General features: G+C 44.2%; 15 protein-coding genes and 1 tRNA gene. 5 read left to right on the forward strand and 11 right to left on the reverse strand.

From position 1 onward, the window contains the following. Positions 1 to 32: 32 nt before the first annotated feature. Together pyrR and NIES208_RS10840 are read right to left on the reverse strand one after the other, a co-directional pair. Positions 33 to 569: a bifunctional pyr operon transcriptional regulator/uracil phosphoribosyltransferase PyrR gene (pyrR, locus tag NIES208_RS10835; RefSeq protein ID WP_075892616.1), complete on the reverse strand. Its 537-nt coding sequence runs from the start codon at positions 567 to 569 to the stop codon at positions 33 to 35. A 365-nt stretch (positions 570 to 934) separates the two neighbouring features. Further along, the gene (locus NIES208_RS10840; RefSeq protein WP_075892618.1) at positions 935 to 3,355 is read right to left on the reverse strand and encodes a LuxR C-terminal-related transcriptional regulator; all 2,421 of its coding nucleotides are present in this window, start codon (positions 3,353 to 3,355) and stop codon (positions 935 to 937) included. Positions 3,356 to 3,540: 185 nt separating this feature from the next. Between NIES208_RS10840 and NIES208_RS10845 the strand changes: the two genes are divergently transcribed. Then, complete coding sequence (locus tag NIES208_RS10845) at positions 3,541 to 3,900, forward strand: hypothetical protein (RefSeq protein WP_075892620.1); 360 nt, start codon at positions 3,541 to 3,543, stop codon at positions 3,898 to 3,900. Positions 3,901 to 3,936: 36 nt separating this feature from the next. Beyond that, positions 3,937 to 4,305: an RNA polymerase sigma factor gene (locus NIES208_RS10850; RefSeq protein WP_075892622.1), complete on the forward strand. Its 369-nt coding sequence runs from the start codon at positions 3,937 to 3,939 to the stop codon at positions 4,303 to 4,305. 15 nt (positions 4,306 to 4,320) lie between these two features. Here the strand turns inward: NIES208_RS10850 and NIES208_RS10855 are convergent, their stop codons facing one another. Then, positions 4,321 to 5,058, reverse strand: coding sequence for a Uma2 family endonuclease (locus NIES208_RS10855; protein ID WP_075892624.1), 738 nt, complete (start codon positions 5,056 to 5,058; stop codon positions 4,321 to 4,323). A gap of 153 nt (positions 5,059 to 5,211) precedes the next feature. Here NIES208_RS10855 and tyrS point away from each other — a divergent pair, with 153 nt between their 5' ends. Then, entirely contained in the window at positions 5,212 to 6,387 is a 1,176-nt protein-coding gene (tyrS, locus tag NIES208_RS10860) for a tyrosine--tRNA ligase (RefSeq protein WP_075892626.1), read from the forward strand. A 131-nt stretch (positions 6,388 to 6,518) separates the two neighbouring features. Here tyrS and NIES208_RS10865 read toward each other — a convergent pair whose 3' ends face one another. From NIES208_RS10865 to NIES208_RS10895, 7 genes are all read right to left on the reverse strand, one after another. Further along, a complete protein-coding gene (locus tag NIES208_RS10865) occupies positions 6,519 to 8,009 on the reverse strand; it encodes a DEAD/DEAH box helicase (protein WP_075892628.1) in 1,491 nt (496 codons plus the stop codon). A 180-nt stretch (positions 8,010 to 8,189) separates the two neighbouring features. Continuing rightward, on the reverse strand, positions 8,190 to 9,509 hold the full coding sequence (gene rimO, locus NIES208_RS10870) for a 30S ribosomal protein S12 methylthiotransferase RimO (protein WP_075892630.1): 1,320 nt from the start codon (positions 9,507 to 9,509) through the stop codon (positions 8,190 to 8,192). 134 nt (positions 9,510 to 9,643) lie between these two features. Beyond that, positions 9,644 to 10,276: an ATP phosphoribosyltransferase gene (gene hisG, locus NIES208_RS10875; RefSeq protein ID WP_075892632.1), complete on the reverse strand. Its 633-nt coding sequence runs from the start codon at positions 10,274 to 10,276 to the stop codon at positions 9,644 to 9,646. Positions 10,277 to 10,397: 121 nt separating this feature from the next. Beyond that, positions 10,398 to 11,609 (reverse strand): ATP phosphoribosyltransferase regulatory subunit, encoded by a 1,212-nt coding sequence (locus tag NIES208_RS10880; protein ID WP_075892634.1) that lies wholly within the window; start codon positions 11,607 to 11,609, stop codon positions 10,398 to 10,400. 33 nt (positions 11,610 to 11,642) lie between these two features. Then, positions 11,643 to 12,629, reverse strand: coding sequence for a J domain-containing protein (locus NIES208_RS10885; protein WP_075892636.1), 987 nt, complete (start codon positions 12,627 to 12,629; stop codon positions 11,643 to 11,645). Between the two features lie 76 nt (positions 12,630 to 12,705). Then, the gene (locus NIES208_RS10890; RefSeq protein WP_075892638.1) at positions 12,706 to 13,542 is read right to left on the reverse strand and encodes an inositol monophosphatase family protein; all 837 of its coding nucleotides are present in this window, start codon (positions 13,540 to 13,542) and stop codon (positions 12,706 to 12,708) included. Between the two features lie 86 nt (positions 13,543 to 13,628). Beyond that, positions 13,629 to 13,997, reverse strand: a complete 369-nt coding sequence (locus tag NIES208_RS10895; protein ID WP_075892640.1) for a 2Fe-2S iron-sulfur cluster-binding protein — start codon at positions 13,995 to 13,997, stop codon at positions 13,629 to 13,631. Positions 13,998 to 14,059: 62 nt separating this feature from the next. On the opposite strand from NIES208_RS10895, the gene NIES208_RS10900 reads away from it, so the two are divergent. Continuing rightward, positions 14,060 to 14,146, forward strand: a tRNA-Ser gene (locus tag NIES208_RS10900). Between the two features lie 236 nt (positions 14,147 to 14,382). Here the strand turns inward: NIES208_RS10900 and rpsU are convergent. Continuing rightward, complete coding sequence (gene rpsU, locus NIES208_RS10905) at positions 14,383 to 14,559, reverse strand: 30S ribosomal protein S21 (RefSeq protein WP_012307353.1); 177 nt, start codon at positions 14,557 to 14,559, stop codon at positions 14,383 to 14,385. A 370-nt stretch (positions 14,560 to 14,929) separates the two neighbouring features. On the opposite strand from rpsU, the gene NIES208_RS10910 reads away from it, so the two are divergent. Next, positions 14,930 to 15,871, forward strand: a complete 942-nt coding sequence (locus NIES208_RS10910) for a spermine/spermidine synthase domain-containing protein (RefSeq protein WP_075892642.1) — start codon at positions 14,930 to 14,932, stop codon at positions 15,869 to 15,871. The last annotated feature ends 2 nt before the right edge of the window (positions 15,872 to 15,873 follow it).

The raw sequence follows: 15,873 nt of genomic DNA on the forward strand, positions 1-15,873 counted from the left end.
CAGTTCCATAGCCCTAGCATCTTTTTCCAACTCTAAGTTTTAATCAATTCCACCGCATCGCGACCATCCACATCCTGTAGATAGACTTTTACTTTTTCATCCTTTGCCGTAGGTAATTTCTTTCCCGTAAAATCTGGCTGCACCGGTAACTGCCGATGACCACGGTCTACCAAAACAGCCAAGCGAATCAACTCCGGGCGACCATAATCATTCACCGCATTTAAAGCCGCTCGAATCGTTCGACCACTAAACACCACATCGTCAATCAACACAAGGTGACGACCATTTAAGTCAAAGGGGATATCAGTTTTCGAAGGGGTGCGAACGCTAATTTTATCGAGATCATCACGGTAAAAAGTGATATCTAAAGCTCCCACAGGCACTTGAATATTTTCTAGGAGCTCCATTTGCTTGGCAAGGTTGTGTGCGAGGGGTACACCGCGCGTGTACAGTCCCAGCAAGGCAACATCGGATAAATTGCCAGCTTTTTCGATAATTTGTGACGCTAGGCGCGTTATCGTACGACGGATTTCTTCGGCGGAAAGAATCTCAATGACACTGTCTGTCATGGTCAACCTGTATGCAATCAAGTCTTTATTGTAAAGCTTGCCCTGAACGTCGGGCGATCGCATCAAAATATAAAGACAGGAAAAGGGTAAAGTAGAGGAGTTTATCAAAATGCCCTGCGACCTGACAATAGAGACATTACGAGCTTCCTTAGAAACACATTTTGGCAAGATGCCAGAAAGCCGAGTCATCAGTAGAAGTAGCCACAAGCTCATCAATATCATTACAATCGCCGTCTTAGCAGTACAATGATACTGGTAAATGGCTCATCAAAAACTATCAAGCTGGTGACACTATTGAACTTCAAAGTATTAATCTTAGTTTTCCTATTGAGGATATTTATATAGGTTTAACTCTTGTAGAAGAATCATAGTGATTGATTCATTACTTTTCTTACTCTCTCAATTTGTTTAGGCGCATTAATTTGCTCTGGACTCCAAAGATATAAAGCTTTATCAAAATATTTCTGACTGTTACCTTTATCTCTAATCGATTGGTAAGTTAATGCATATTGCAAGTAAGCTTCAGCGAGGTCGCACTTGCCACCGATTTTCTTGAATATTTCGACTGAATCTTGATGTTGAATTAAAGCACTTCCATACTTCAAATTAATACGTTTAAGTTCGGCAATACCGACCAAAGCCTGACCTTGAATTCTAGGATATTCAACTTTTTTTGAGAACTCTAATGCTTTGAGGTAAGACTCCATACTTTCTCCTTTTTTTTTCAGATTTTGGCAAGCTTTACCATGAAAAATATAGGAATGACCAATACTCCAAAAACTTTTATTATAATCGGGGAAGCGAGAGCTATACTTTTTCATATACTCTTGAGACTTAGCATTTTCGTTTAGTTGAGAATACAAAAAACATAAGATAACTAGAGCATTATTGTGACATCTAAGATCTGAGTTTAGTGACTTAGTTAAAAAAACGACATCCTCAAAATATTTAATTGCAGAACTCAAATTCCACTGAAAAACTAAGCATAATCCCATATTAAATATGGATGTCACTCGTAAGTTACCCTTAGAAGAGAACCAATCACTATTAAAAAAACACTCTTGTTCATCAAGTTTCTTCGCGATTAAGCTACATTTCTGATAAGAGTTTTTTGCAGCATTTATTTCTCCAGACATTAGACACAGATCTCCTAAAATATCATGGAGTCGAGCTAACTCATAACTAATACCTTGGGTGTCAATAAGTCTATAAATGGAATCTTTAATCTGTTGTAGTCTTCCTATTTGATAAAGAAGTGTCCAAAAAGAAAATCTTGACTTGTTTGCCCTTTCTTTAGTTCTAGATATTGTTTTTGCCGCTTGATCAAATTCTTCAATACTTAAGTAGTGATAATAAGCTTCAAATGATGAAATAATATCTTTTTCATTATCACTCTTTTCAAACTGCTTACTCCAAGATTCTGCAGCTTTAATATTGGTTTTTATCCAGTCGGAACTAACGCGCAATCTCTGAATTGCCTCTTCTCTTACAATAGGGTGTAACCAATATTTCTCTTGTTTAGATTCTAAGAGACCTCTATCTTTTAGTATTTTTATAGCTTTCTCTGACTCTGTTTCATTAGTATCCCAAAGTAAATCTATGACTCCTTTTTTTTGAATAGTAGAAACATCTTGATATCTATAGCATCCCATCCTACAGATAAGATTATATGAATCTATTAGATTTAGCTTTAAAAGCCTGTTGAATTGTTCTTTTACTAGATTCTCGAGAGTTGGCTCAAGTAAAAGAAAATTCCGATTACTATTCCAGTAATTTTCTAGTTTTCCCTCACAGTCTTCTTTAATTACTCCGCTAAAGACATCCATTGCTTTTGCATTGCCGCCAAAAGATTTATGCATCTCCATAAGCGACTTTCCTTCTTTTAAAAAAATCAATGACTGATATTCAAAATATTTTTGCCATGCTTCAAGCTTTAGCCCCTTAAGCTTGTAGACATCAGACGAAATGCTCGATTCGTTTAATAATTCCCGGCTAGTGATTATTGAATAACTTTTTAGGCTGCAATGATTTAGAGTTCTCAGTAATTCTACATAGCTACGATATTCTCCAATAAATTTCCCTGTTGCATCTAAGGCAGGCTCTAAATTATCTATTAGTATCCCGATTTTTTTCGATTGTAGGTGTTGTTTAAATCGCTCTAGAGAAACCATCAATTCTCGTCCCGGCTCTTTTCCTATTTGCCGTAGCTTTTCTTCCAGCAGACTTTGTACTGAAGCAATATCTTTTGTCTCTTTTGCGATCGCAAACTCAATTACATGGTCAAAGCGACTGTACAAGTATTTTCGCGCGAGAGTAGTTTTACCCTGCCCCCCAGCAGCTACGATTTGAACTAGCTTTGAACCTTGCTTCCGTAGCCGATCTAATTCAGCGATCGCCTCTTCTCTTCCCACGAAATTTGGGTCATTTTGCCAAGCTTGCTTCGGTTCTACCTCTGCTTCAACAGCAGAATCTTTGACCTTTGGAACAGCAGGTTCATCACAGTAGTGGATATCCGCAACCGTATAACCATCAATCCCGAATTGCCGAAATTGCTTCACTAACTCTCGACGACGAAACCCCTTATCAGTCTTATCCGATGGGACCCCTAACTTATTGGCAATGCGGCTAATGTGCTGCCGCACTGTACTGTCCTTGATTTCTAAATCTACGGCGATCGCCCCATCATCTTGACCAGAGAGAAATAAACGCAACACTTGTTTTTGTGTACGGGTAAGCTGTGCGACTTTTGTCACAAACTGATTCTGGTCGTCTGGGGTAGCCTGCATAGAAAAAACGTGAAAGCCCTTTGTCGTCAATCATAGAAGCTTTCTAGTGTCCGAAAGTCACAACCTTCACAGACTTTGCACAAACTTCAACAAAATTACGTGTTTTGCCTAACTTTGCACGAATCCAGACAAACTTTCTGACTTTTATGAAAATCAAAGCATGAAAGTAATCTCGTGATTTTCTGATGGTTATTACCGATCTCAACCAAGAAATTATCGTTGCCCTTGTGCACTATCAACAAAACTCTGGCGATCGCCACTTTACCCGACTCTACAGACTGATAAACCAACACCCACAACTCAATCGTAACCAGAGCAAGCGTTACCATCCAGAACTTTTTCAAGAAGCCGTACAAGAAGCATGGCTAGTTTTCTATCGGAAAAATTTACGCAATTTACTTAATAAACTCGAAACCCAAGGCACGGCGATCGCCCCAGAGAATGCGGCAATTATTGTCATCCGCATAATTAAAGAATTAAACATTCTCATTCGCAATAAAAACGTTGATCTTTGGCGCAAGGAAACAATACCCATCGCCGCCTAATTTATTTATCCCTTATAAAATCTATTGGTGCTTCCCATGGCTCAACCCAAACGCCAACCCCTGCTCTCCCTAAACAATACCCTCAACACACCAGAAGGCGATCGCCGTGAATATCTCGACCTTATAGCCTCTTCCGAAAACCTGTGGGAAACCTGTTCTTGGGAAGAAATCCGAGAGCGTATTGAAATAATCATCAACTCTACCGAGTGGCAAAGCCACCATCCCCAAAACCGACCAGAATTTAACCTTGCCATATTTCTCAACTACAAATATCACGGCATGACCTATCAGGCGATCGCCTCAAAATTAGGAGTAAGCAGAGGATATGTCATAAGTCACTGGCAAAGAACCTTTCGCCCAATCCTCCAAGAATTATTACAAGACCTCTGGGAAGCCCAAAATTGACCCGATAAATTCGATCTATTCCTCTAGCTCAAGACCCATTTCCCGCATTTTGTCCTGCAACTTTTTCAACTTATCTTCCGCAGCTTGCCTCATCTTTTGCTCAGACTCAAATTTATTTTCAGCAATTTGCTTTTGCTCTTCCGCGATTTGTCTGAGTTTTTCAGCTTCCCGGCGACGCTCATCCAATTCTTGAAAAGAAACAAACGGTTCCCCATCCGGCCTAAAAATTTTTAATGTCATTTCTGTTAACTCAAAACGAATACCCAGACGAGGACTGACCCAACCATTAATAGACTCAACAACTTCTAACTTATTCTCAGAAATCACCCATCCCGTTAAATCATTATTTTGCGGATGATACAAATAATATTCCTCAACACCATACTGCTCATAAAAACGCCGTTTTAGCTCCATCTCTAGGAAACTATTCCCCGGCGAAAATATTGCAAAAACTACCTGCGGCGGAATATTATCTTCCCGCCATTGTTGATAAGAACCGCGATAACCTTTCGGACGACCAAAAACGACCATCGCATCAGGTGCTCGTCTTATCTTGTTATTCCCCTCGACGGGATACCAAAGCAAATCTCCTGCCACAAAAACATTCGGGTCAGGCGCAAACAATAACTCTAAATTCTCTTTGATAGTGACAATCCACTGAAACTGTAAAGTGTTATCCGCCATTGGTTGTCCATCACTATCGGGATATTTAATCGGGGAGGTTTCTGTACTCGATGGGATTTCTTGCACCATTACATTTCCTCAGCTGCTGATACCTGATTTTAACGAAACAATCATTAACTCGAATTGCTTCAATCTTCGTCCACATCCTTCTGCTTCCTAGGACACTTAAACCTATGGGACAATAATCAGGTCAAAATTCTTGTTTAGCGAAATCCTGAAAATATGTCTGCAAATCCCGCATGGCTCGCCCGTGGCACTAGCGAAATTTTTCCCGATAATGATGACGATAATCTCGCAAAGGCGCTTAATGAGATCGACAGACCATTGCGCGTCAAACTCGGCATTGACCCCACAGGTTCAGATTTGCACCTAGGCCATAGCATTCCCTTTCGGAAACTCCGAGATTTTCAGGATGCAGGCCATACCGCCGTGGTGATTATTGGGGACTTTACCGCTCAAATTGGTGACCCCACCGGAAAATCTGATGTGCGCAAACAACTCACAGCCGAGCAAGTCCAAGAAAACGCTCAGACATACCTTGATCAGCTGCGCCCAATTTTAGATTTTGACACCCCCGGACGGCTGGAAATTCGCTACAACTCTGAATGGTTAAAGGAGCTTGACCTTGCCAAAATTCAAGAATTGCTCGCTACTATGACAGTGCAGCAGATGCTAGCTAAGGAAGGATTTGCTAAACGATACGACAGCGAAAATCCGATTTATATCCACGAATTTTTGTACCCATTGATGCAGGGCTACGACTCTGTGGCCGTAGAAGCTGATGTGGAGCTGGGCGGCACAGACCAAAAATTCAATGTCGCCGTCGGTCGCGATCTATTACGCCACTTTGGGAAAAAGCCTCAGTTTGGATTACTGTTACCGATTTTGATTGGTACAGATGGCAAAGAAAAAATGTCCAAAAGCTTGAATAATTATGTGGGCTTAAAAGACAATCACCACACCATGTACCAAAAGCTGCAAAATACCCCTGATACTTTGTTGAAGGATTACTTTGAGTTACTCACGAAAATTGATCTCGACACTCTGCCGGAAAATCCCCGCGCCCAACAAAAGCTTTTAGCTCGGGAAATAGTCACTCAGTTTCATGGTGAAGGGGCTGCCGATGATGCCGAAAAGGCTGTTCAAAATGTTGCAGCGGCCAATATTCCCGAATTTTCCCTTGCTGAAATCGAATTTCCCTCGCCTCTTTTTTATATTCTTGGGGCAAGTGGTCTCTGTTCTAGTAGTGGTGATGGTCGCCGCCAAATTAAGGGTGGTGCAGTGCGCCTCGATGATGAGCGCATGACTGATGTAAATACTAAGTTTGAATCTCCAGATCAATTGCTGGATAGGGTGTTACGTGTTGGCAAAAAGAAGTTTGTACGCCTCGTTCCCTAGGGATGGATGTTTAGACTTTGACGGCGATCGCCTCTTTGTTTTCTGGCAAAAAATTCCCCCACTAAAACTAATTAGCAGGGGATTTTTTAATGGTTAAAAGTGATTAAAACCTAAAATTTTCAGTCGATCAATTAGCCACGGTTAGAGCTGTAGGAACGACGGCCACCACGGCGATCGCCACGGTAACCACCGCCATCAGCTTTGCCCTTATAGCCACCACCTTTGCCTTTATAGCCACCGCCACTACGACGGCCACCGCCACCACCTTTAACAGGCTTAGGTAAGCCACCTTTGCCCACTTCAGGAACATCCCAATCTTCAGTCATCCAGTCAGGAGTGTGCTGGTCGTAGGTCATCTGTAACACAGCTGCGGCGATCGCCTGGGGATCATACTCATCACCCAAACGCTTCACAATGGGAAGGAAAGAAGCCATCCGCTCACCAGCAAGGGCTTCGCGCACCTGAGTTTCGAGGCGGCTAATGCGATTTGCTTCCACCTCAGAACGACTAGGAATCTTGCTAGGCTCTAAAGATTGCTTCACGCGACGCTCAATCTGACGCAACAAGCGACGATCACTGGGATCGACAAGGGCGATCGCCGTACCCGTTTTACCAGCACGACCAGTACGACCAATACGGTGAATATAACTTTCAGTATTGTCCGGTAGATCAAAATTGACCACATGGCTAAGATTCGCCACATCAAGACCCCGTGCCGCAATATCCGTCGCCACAATCATCTTAATGCGACCCTCCTTAAAGCGGCGAACGAGCTTTTCCCGTTGAGCCTGACTCAAATCACCATGATATTCATCAACACTTTGACCCGCCGCAAGCAAATCATTAGTTAGCTCAGAAGCCGTACGTTTTGTCCGCACAAAAATAATTGCCGACTCAGGATTTGCCATCTCAAGAATAGGCAGTAAAGCCTTAGTCTTCGACCAACCGCGGGGAATCATATAGACTTCCTGCTTAATACGGTCAGGCGTAACCTGCGGCTGCTTAATCGTGATGCTCACAGGCTCAGTCAAGAAATTCTTGACGAGATCACGAATGGCAGGAGGCATCGTCGCCGAAAAACAAGCCGTCTGGCGAGAATTAGGAGATTGACGCAAAATTTTCTTGACATCATCAATGAAGCCCATGCTTAGCATTTCATCCGCTTCATCCAGTACAGACCAGCGGAGATCTTCAAAAGATAACTTGCCACGATCTAATAAATCGATCACGCGACCGGGAGTACCCACAACCACATGGACACCCTTTTGGAGACTACGAATTTGGCGCTCCATAGATTGACCACCACAGACAGTCAAAACCCACAGACGACGGTCCACAGCAAACTGCTTAAGCGCTTGGGTGACTTGCATTGCCAACTCACGGGTTGGTGTCAAGATCAAACCCTGTACAGCTTTCTCTTGGAGATCAATTTTTTCGAGGAAAGGCAAAGCATAGGCCGCAGTTTTACCAGTACCAGTCTGGGAGAGACCAACAACGTCTCTGCCTTCGAGGATGGCGGGAATTGCTTTTGTTTGGATTTCTGTAGGCTGCTCAAAACCAATGCTTTGGAGGAGGTCAGCGCGAGCTTCAGAAAGGCCGATATTTTGAAAAGTAGTGGTCATAAAAAAGTTATAGAGTTTATGGATGGGTCTTCGCCTAGGTGCGACAAAGATATATTGTGAGATTTGTATTAATCAATCTCTCCCCCAACCCTTTTTCCCAAACTGGGTTCTTTTGATTAAACCGATTGGATGCTTCTAAGCAGTCTGGACAATGCCGGGGGCTGTGGCTAAACGGTCTAGTTACGCGTCGACGATCGTGCCGTAGAGGTCGTAAATATCCGCAGCGGTAATTTGAACAGGGACAAGGCTACCAAGGGAGGCTTCTCCTTTGACATAGACAAGTCCATCGACATCTGGCGCAAATCGGGGCGATCGCCCGATCAGTTCACCAGTGGCCGGATTTTCCTGTTCGATCAGCACATCCACCGTTTGTCCGACACATTTTTCATTGCGACGGGCTGCAATCGGTTGTTGAATTTCCATCAGAGCATCCCGACGGGTGTCTTTGACAGATTGCGGTAGTTGATTAGGAAGATCAATAGCAGGTGTTCCTTCCTCAGGAGAGAAAGTAAACACACCCACATGATCAAACTCATGGCGTTTCACAAAGTCAACGAGGTGCTGGAAATGCTCCTCAGTTTCGCCAGGGAAACCCACAATAAAGGTGGTGCGCAAAATTGCATCGGGCAAGGCAGCTTTGAGGTTTTCAATGATCTCGTCATTGACTCGCCCCTGCCAAGGACGATTCATCGCCCGAAGGATATCTGGATGGGAATGCTGTAGCGGTAGATCCAGATAAGGAATAACATTTGGGGTATCTCGCATCGCTTCAATCACCTCAGGCGTTAGACCCGTGGGATAAGCATAATGGATACGAATCCAAGGAATATCGACATCACCTAAGGCTCTGAGAAGCTCTGCCAGTTGAGGTTTGCCGTAAATATCTTTACCGTAATTAGTTGTGATTTGAGAAATTAAAATAATTTCCTGTACACCTTGGGCAGCGAGCTGCTTTGCCTCTGCAACAATAGACTCAATAGGTCGGGAGCGCTGGTCTCCCCGGAGGTGAGGAATAATGCAAAAGGCACAACGGTAATCACAGCCCTCCGCTACCCGTAGATAGGCAACGGCTTCATTGGTGGTGCGATAACGCGGTACAGTTTCGTCAGCAATGTAAGTGAGCTCTTCAGAAACCTCTTTAACAATTTCGCCCTGCTCAGCCCGTTCAATGACATCAACAATTTTGTGATAATCACCAGTGCCGACAAGAGCCACAGCTTCTGGCAATTCTTCTAAAAGTTGCTCCTGAAAATGCTGTGCCATACAGCCAGAAATGACAATCTTTTTTTCTGCTTCGGCAAGTTCTACCAAAGTGCGGACAGATTCAGCGCGCGCATCTTCAATAAAACTGCAAGTATTTACAATGACGTAATCGGCTAACTCCTCATTTGCGTCGACATGGTAGCCGGCCTCAACTAAAAGCCCGATCATGTGCTCTGAATCGATTCGGTTCTTTTCGCAACCGAGGTGGGAAATAGCAATTGAAGGTTTTGTGGTCATGCAGTCTTTAATAAAAGATGGTGTCGAGGTCAATATCCGCAAACAATTTCTTAACTTATTGTAATGGATTTTGAGCTGGTGCTAAAAGTTTTTTCGGTTTTGTCAGCAAACCTTGTTACCGTTCGTGCAAAAAATCAAAGGTTTTTTTCAATTTTTTTGACGAGGGTCGCGATGTCGTATCGATTTGCGCGGTAGCTGATGGGATGGGCGATGAGGCGCACGGTGCTTTGGAATAAAATTTCAATTTCTTCTAGGTTATTTTCACGGAGTGTATTGCCTGTTGAAACGAGGTCGACGATCGCCTCGGACATGCCAGTAATCGGTCCGAGCTCAACTGAGCCATGGAGGGGAATCACTTCGATGGGCAAGTCTAATTCGCGGAAATAGTCTTTGGCGCAATTAACAAATTTTGAAGCAACGCGGCAATTGGGCGGTAGTTGGCGGGGATTTTTGTAGGGACTTGATTGGGGGACAGCGACAGAAAGACGACAGCCACCAAATTTAAGATCAAGTAAATTTGCAACTTCCGGTTTTTTCTCTCTTAGAACATCATAGCCTGCAAAGCCGAGTTGTGCCTGCCCATATTCGACATAAACTGGTACGTCGTGGGTTCTCACGAGCAAAGCTTTGGCTGTACCTGTGGGATCGGTGATTTGCAGTTGACGATTTTTTTTATCTAGGAAATCACTAAAGTCTAGGCCAACGTTCTGTAGGAGGGCGATCGCCTCGGGGAGCAGTCCGCCTTTGGGGATGGCAATGGTAATCATATTTTCAGGTATCAGGGAACAGTGGTCAGATATCAGATATCAATAGTTTTGGTGATGGGGGATGAATACAACAGTCACTCAACGTTGGGTCATGGCTCACATGTACGCCAATCCTAAAGGGCTAAAGGGTTTCAATTGTTTCGCTGTCAGTGTCAATCCAGACAAGATTAGAAATATGGCTGCGGTTAGCGTATTCACGTATTTCATGCGGCGATCGCCCACCGAGCTCAATCTCAACCCGCACATTCTCATCCTGTTGACGTAGTTTTTGAGCATATTGGAACGCTTGCTGTTGAATCTCTGAGGCTTTAGCAATCACAAGCCAAGCATTACCATTAAGCTTGTTTGGCAGTTGAGGACTTTGCAACAAACAAGTATGCAGCTCTTCGAGGTTAAGGCAAAAACCAATACCAGGATAGTTCTCCTTTTGGGGATGATATAGACCTAGAAGTTTGTCATAGCGTCCACCTTGCCCCAACACCCGCGATTGATTGTTAACAAAACTAACCGCTTCGAAAACAATACCTGTGTAGTAGTCAAATGTTTGAATGAGAGTCAAATCAAGCACAATGGGCAACGGCTGCGATGCACTACCGATTAGCAGATCAAATAGTGCTTTTAAATTTGCGACAATCTCCTGTGCCTCTGCCGTCAGCTCAAATTGACTTACCCGTTCCAACACAGTCAGTGGCTCACCCCGCAGTTCAAAAATCTCAAGGGCATAGATCTGGAGTGCATCGCTAAGATCTAGATTTTGCAATCCTACGCGATCCAAATTGGCAATACAGTGGCGTACAGCTTCTCGAATATTTTCAGGGAATGGCTGGAGTAGCGATCGCCCAAGAGCCGCTTCCCCCAGAATTAATTGCCAATCCCGGAGACCCAACTCATTCAACGAATCACTAAGCAGCAAAAGAATTTCCGCATCAGCAACAAGACCACTCGCAAACAGTAACTCCACCCCTGCTTGATAAAATTCCATTTGCTTGCCATGGGTACCACCGGGCGGATGGCGAAACACATTGGCTCGATAGCAAAGCCGCTGGGGAAAAGTATTTTCGGCCATTCTCGTGACCGCCGCACGGGCAATGGAAGCCGTTAACTCCGGACGTAAACCCAACGATTGACTTTCTGAAGTCTGAATTTGAATGACCTTCGAACCATCAATGGCACCTCCCGCCGTCAAAGTATCAAGCCATTCCAAAGTAGAGGTGACGATACGCTGATATCCCCATCGCTGAAACACGCTCTGTAAGTTGTCGTTTATCCAAGCCTTTTGGGCGACCTCAAGCGGAAGGAGATCCCTCGCACCTGCGGGGGGTTGATGAATCATAAAAGTTGTTTCTCAGTTTTGCCGTCGCCTATTCTACTTCTTTTTCCCGCCAAACAAACCGCCGAATAGACCGCCTTTTTTGCTATTGTTCGATTTTTTCTTGCCTGTTTGGGTCTCTAGGGCGCTACCCATCGCTTTTTCTAGGAGCTGTTTTGCTTTGCGCGCAAAGGGATCACTGGGTTTTGCCATATAGGCTTTTTTAATGTGCACCTTCGCCATGGCCAACTGGTTTTGTTGTAAATAGGATATTCCCATTAGAGCGTGGGCTTTGACGGAGTTGGGATCAAGTTTAATAGCATCGCGAAATTCGAGGGTGGCTTTAGCATAGTTTTTCTTTTTAAGATGTTGCTCTCCCCGCCAGATAGCGGCTTCTAGGGAAGAGGATGTGGTGCTTTTTTCTGGAGCTTGTGGAGCATTTGTGGTGACTTGTATGCCGGGTGGTTTTATGGATTTGGAGCGACTGCTACTACTGGTCGTTCTCGCGCTGCTCTGGGTTGTCCGTCCGGGGGAGGTGCTATTACTAAGCAAGCCTGTACTTTCTTGAATTGTGTTTTTTAGAAAGACTAGGTTTAATTCACTAAGGGTGCCGATATTTTTGAGGACTGTTGTCATGTCGCTGTAATTGGACTTGGCCAGTTCGGTAACTTTGTTGTGGTAGTCCACTTCTAGGTTATCGACATTTTTGAGTAAATCTTGGGCGATCGCCGACTGCAGCTTTAACTCATTGTTATTGTTGCGTAATTGCTTAGAAAGCTGCTTCAGAATGACCTGAAACTCCGACCAAGAGGCCGGTTTTGCCAGTTGTTCGTAGGCGGGATTAACTAATTTAGATAACAGCTCACTGGCTAACTGCTTTTCCACACTGTCCTTTGCTTTACAGGTGTCAGGGTGTAAGCGCTGAGCAATCTTGAGATACGCTTTACGAACTGTCTTTGATCCTGCATCCACTGGTAAACCGAGAACAGCATAGTGATCAGCAATATCTAGTAAAAAGAGTCCTTGGCGGATTACAAATGACATATCTCAGAAGTCTCGGCTCAATAGTTTAAATTATGACGGATTTAGTAAGGAAAAAATCATCGGGTCTCACAGTAGTTTAGCTCTTGTAATAGTCGATAAACCAGTCTTTTGCTGACTTTAGTGCCTCGCTAAGCTGACTATGAATTTTATGATTTGTGGCCAGTAATCGACCACTATGAATCTTCAAGGGACTTTCATCATAGGCCGTCACAAAACCACCGGCCTCCCGCAAAATGCAGATTCCCGCTGACATATCCCATGGCTGGATACCTCGTTCCCAGTAACCATCTAGTCTGCCACAGGCCACATCGGTCAGGTCTAGAGCCGCTGAGCCGCCGCGGCGCACGCCTTGGGTTTGATGGGTCAAACAGCAAAACTCGATGTAGTTATTGTCTTTTGTTTGGCGGCGATCGTAGGCAAAACCTGTGACTAGCAAGCTATCTTTTAATGTTTCCGTCGTAGAAACGTGAATGGGTTGGCGATTCAATGTGGCACCGAGGCCTTCTGCCGCCCGAAATAATTCGTTGCGGTAGGGATTGTACACAACACCAACAATTGGCTGCTCATTGTATAAAAGGGCGATCGAGACCGAGAACATCGGGTAGCCATGGGCATAGTTCACCGTTCCATCGAGGGGATCAATCATCCAAAGAAACGGGCTTTCACTAGAGCCAGAAATTTGCCCGGACTCTTCGGCGTGAATGGGCAGCTCAGGGCAATGTCGTTGTAGGAGTTCAATAATGATGTTTTCGGAGGCGGTATCTGCTTCGGTGATCAGATCACCCGGTGTTGCTTTTTCGCGCACCTGCTGAAGATTGCCATAGTAATAGTTGAGCTTAGCTCCAGCGTTTAATGCGGCTTCGGTCGCAATATCGAGATAGGTCTGGCGTTGTTTGCTTGGGGGGTAAGTCATGTTGGGTGATCAAAGATAAGGAAAAATCATCAATTGGATAAAGATAGGGCGATCGCCGCCGTCCCCACAAATTGCATTAGCAAACGTTAGTCATCCTCAATGGGAAAACCAAAACGAGTTTTACCCTTGCCAAAATTGCGTCCAAATTGCAGCTCATACACTTCATCTTCATCTTGAGTTTCCACCACAAGATCACTTTTCGCATGACTCACACAGAGCAAGGCATAACCCTGTCTCTGTAACTCTGGCGATAACCCCATGGCATATTTTTGCTCAAGGTTCCCAGATTTGACGCGCACAGCACAAGTCGTACAGGCACCATTACGGCACGAAAAGGGAATCTCAAAACCTTGTTTCTCGATACTCCGTAAAATGTATTCGTCTTCAGGGACAGTAAAGGTTTCAGTTTTATCGATTTGGCGATAATTGACGGTTATTTGGTGAGTTTTAGACATAAATCCAATAAAAACTTGTCTTTTTCAGTGGGTATTGTATAATCTTTAACCGTGCCCCATCTGGAGAGATGGCCGAGCGGTTGAAGGCGCAGCACTGGAAATGCTGTTTAGGGGTAACTCTAACGAGGGTTCGAATCCCTCTCTCTCCGTTCCAAGGAACAAAGTAAATGTGAGATGTTTATTCGGTTGCTCTTTTCGAGTTTTGGATAACATCTCATTTTTGCTTTATTAGGTATTTGTGCAACATTTTTCGAGATTAACGACATAAAGGATTAGGACATAAAAAAGCAGGGAAGCTAGATTAACTTTCCTGCTTTTAATTTATGATTTTTCTTTAACGTTGGCTATGAGCATCGCTGGCAAAACCAATCTAAAAAAATTCTGTTTAACGGAAACGCTTCTTGCGACGCGCTACAGCCTTGCGCTTACGTTTCTCGATGGGAGTCTCAAAGTGACGGCGACGCTTGATATCAGCAAAAATACCAGCTTTGGAAACCTGACGCTTAAACCGACGTAATGCGGATTCGATGTTTTCGTTTTGTCCGACAACCACTTGGGTCATACAGTATCCTCCTTTGGGCAGTAAGTTTGTAAGAAATTAAAATAAATACTGACGTAAGACTTTGGTATAAAAGTTTAGTCATATTATAAGACATACCATTTTAGAATCCTGTTGGACACAAGTGCAAGTTCTCGGTACGGGGATTAAAGTATTTTATGTCTGAATAATTGGGTTGCTGATAGTGGGGTTTGTGATGAGTTTGTCGATTTATATCAAGTGTGGGTCGACCAAATTTTGGTAATGGTCTAGGTGCTGGAAGTTGGGTCTGATTTTTTACGCCATGTGCCAATGCAAATGTTTTAAATCCTTTTCTTAAAATCTGCCATACTGGTAGCCGTTAATTTTGAGTGGTTGAGTTGGGATAGGTGTTATGGCTGGTAGTGAAGTTAAGGCTGATTATTGGGTCAATGAGTACATTACGCCGTGGGATATTTATAGTCATGGCATCACAAAGTTATTGGTCTATAAGCAAACTCCATTCCAAGAAATGGCGATCGCCGAAACGGGTGCTTACGGTAAAGCTTTAATTCTTGATGGCAAGTGGCAGTCTTGTACGGGTGATGAGTTTTTGTATCATGAACCCCTTGTGCAACCGGCGGCGATCGCCCACGGCAACCCAAAAAAAGTTCTAGTGCTTGGGGGCGGCGAAGGAGCAACGGTGCGGGAAATTTTGCGCTGGAAGTCGGTCGAAAAAGTGATGATGGTGGATATTGACGGTGAAGTGGTTGACGCTTGTAAAGAGTTTTTACCGGAGATGCATCAGGGGGCTTTTGACGATCCACGTCTTGATCTGCGCATTGAAGATGCTTTTGAGATTTTGGATACCACCACGGAAAAGTGGGACATCATTATTTCTGACTTGTCCGACCCAATTGAGGAAGGGCCTTCCTTTAAATTGTTCACCAAAGAATATTTCGCACAACTCAAAAGTGTTTTAGCGCCCGGCGGTCTCGTGGTGGTGCAGGCAGGCCCCACGGCTCCGGCGGAAGTGAAATTACATTGCCGTTTGGTCAATACGCTCAAAACAGTATTTGAAAACGTTACGTCCTACAGCTCTTTTGTCTCGACCTATGGTGCGCCTTGGGGCTTTGCATTATGTCGCGATACTGACCTCGATACCATGCCTAATCCGGCAGATGTGGATCAGCTCCTCGCCGAGCAAACCCATGGTGGATTGAAATTTATCGATGGGCAAACCCTGCTTGGAATGTTGCAAACAAGTCTTTTTGTACGGCAGGCGATCGCCACCCATACGGAGGTTTATACCCTTGCTGAACCGCCAAAGTTTTTCGGCAAAGGCAAGCAAGGGTAAAC

The organism is [Limnothrix rosea] IAM M-220, assembly GCF_001904615.1.
Taxonomy (GTDB): domain Bacteria; phylum Cyanobacteriota; class Cyanobacteriia; order Cyanobacteriales; family MRBY01; genus MRBY01.

Excerpts from the sequence above, each read along its gene's own strand:
- NIES208_RS10850 (WP_075892622.1), top strand. The coding sequence starts at position 3,937 with ATGGCTCAACCCAAACGCCAACCCCTGCTCTCCCTAAACAATACCCTC.
- tyrS (WP_075892626.1), top strand. The coding sequence starts at position 5,212 with ATGTCTGCAAATCCCGCATGGCTCGCCCGTGGCACTAGCGAAATTTTT.
- pyrR (WP_075892616.1), bottom strand. The coding sequence starts at position 569 with ATGACAGACAGTGTCATTGAGATTCTTTCCGCCGAAGAAATCCGTCGT.
- hisG (WP_075892632.1), bottom strand. The coding sequence starts at position 10,276 with ATGATTACCATTGCCATCCCCAAAGGCGGACTGCTCCCCGAGGCGATC.
- NIES208_RS10885 (WP_075892636.1), bottom strand. The coding sequence starts at position 12,629 with ATGTCATTTGTAATCCGCCAAGGACTCTTTTTACTAGATATTGCTGAT.
- rpsU (WP_012307353.1), bottom strand. The coding sequence starts at position 14,559 with ATGACCCAAGTGGTTGTCGGACAAAACGAAAACATCGAATCCGCATTA.
- rimO (WP_075892630.1), bottom strand. The coding sequence starts at position 9,509 with ATGACCACAAAACCTTCAATTGCTATTTCCCACCTCGGTTGCGAAAAG.
- NIES208_RS10880 (WP_075892634.1), bottom strand. The coding sequence starts at position 11,609 with ATGATTCATCAACCCCCCGCAGGTGCGAGGGATCTCCTTCCGCTTGAG.
- NIES208_RS10855 (WP_075892624.1), bottom strand. The coding sequence starts at position 5,058 with ATGGTGCAAGAAATCCCATCGAGTACAGAAACCTCCCCGATTAAATAT.
- NIES208_RS10910 (WP_075892642.1), top strand. The coding sequence starts at position 14,930 with ATGGCTGGTAGTGAAGTTAAGGCTGATTATTGGGTCAATGAGTACATT.
- NIES208_RS10865 (WP_075892628.1), bottom strand. The coding sequence starts at position 8,009 with ATGACCACTACTTTTCAAAATATCGGCCTTTCTGAAGCTCGCGCTGAC.
- NIES208_RS10840 (WP_075892618.1), bottom strand. The coding sequence starts at position 3,355 with ATGCAGGCTACCCCAGACGACCAGAATCAGTTTGTGACAAAAGTCGCA.
- NIES208_RS10895 (WP_075892640.1), bottom strand. The coding sequence starts at position 13,997 with ATGTCTAAAACTCACCAAATAACCGTCAATTATCGCCAAATCGATAAA.
- NIES208_RS10890 (WP_075892638.1), bottom strand. The coding sequence starts at position 13,542 with ATGACTTACCCCCCAAGCAAACAACGCCAGACCTATCTCGATATTGCG.
- NIES208_RS10845 (WP_075892620.1), top strand. The coding sequence starts at position 3,541 with ATGGTTATTACCGATCTCAACCAAGAAATTATCGTTGCCCTTGTGCAC.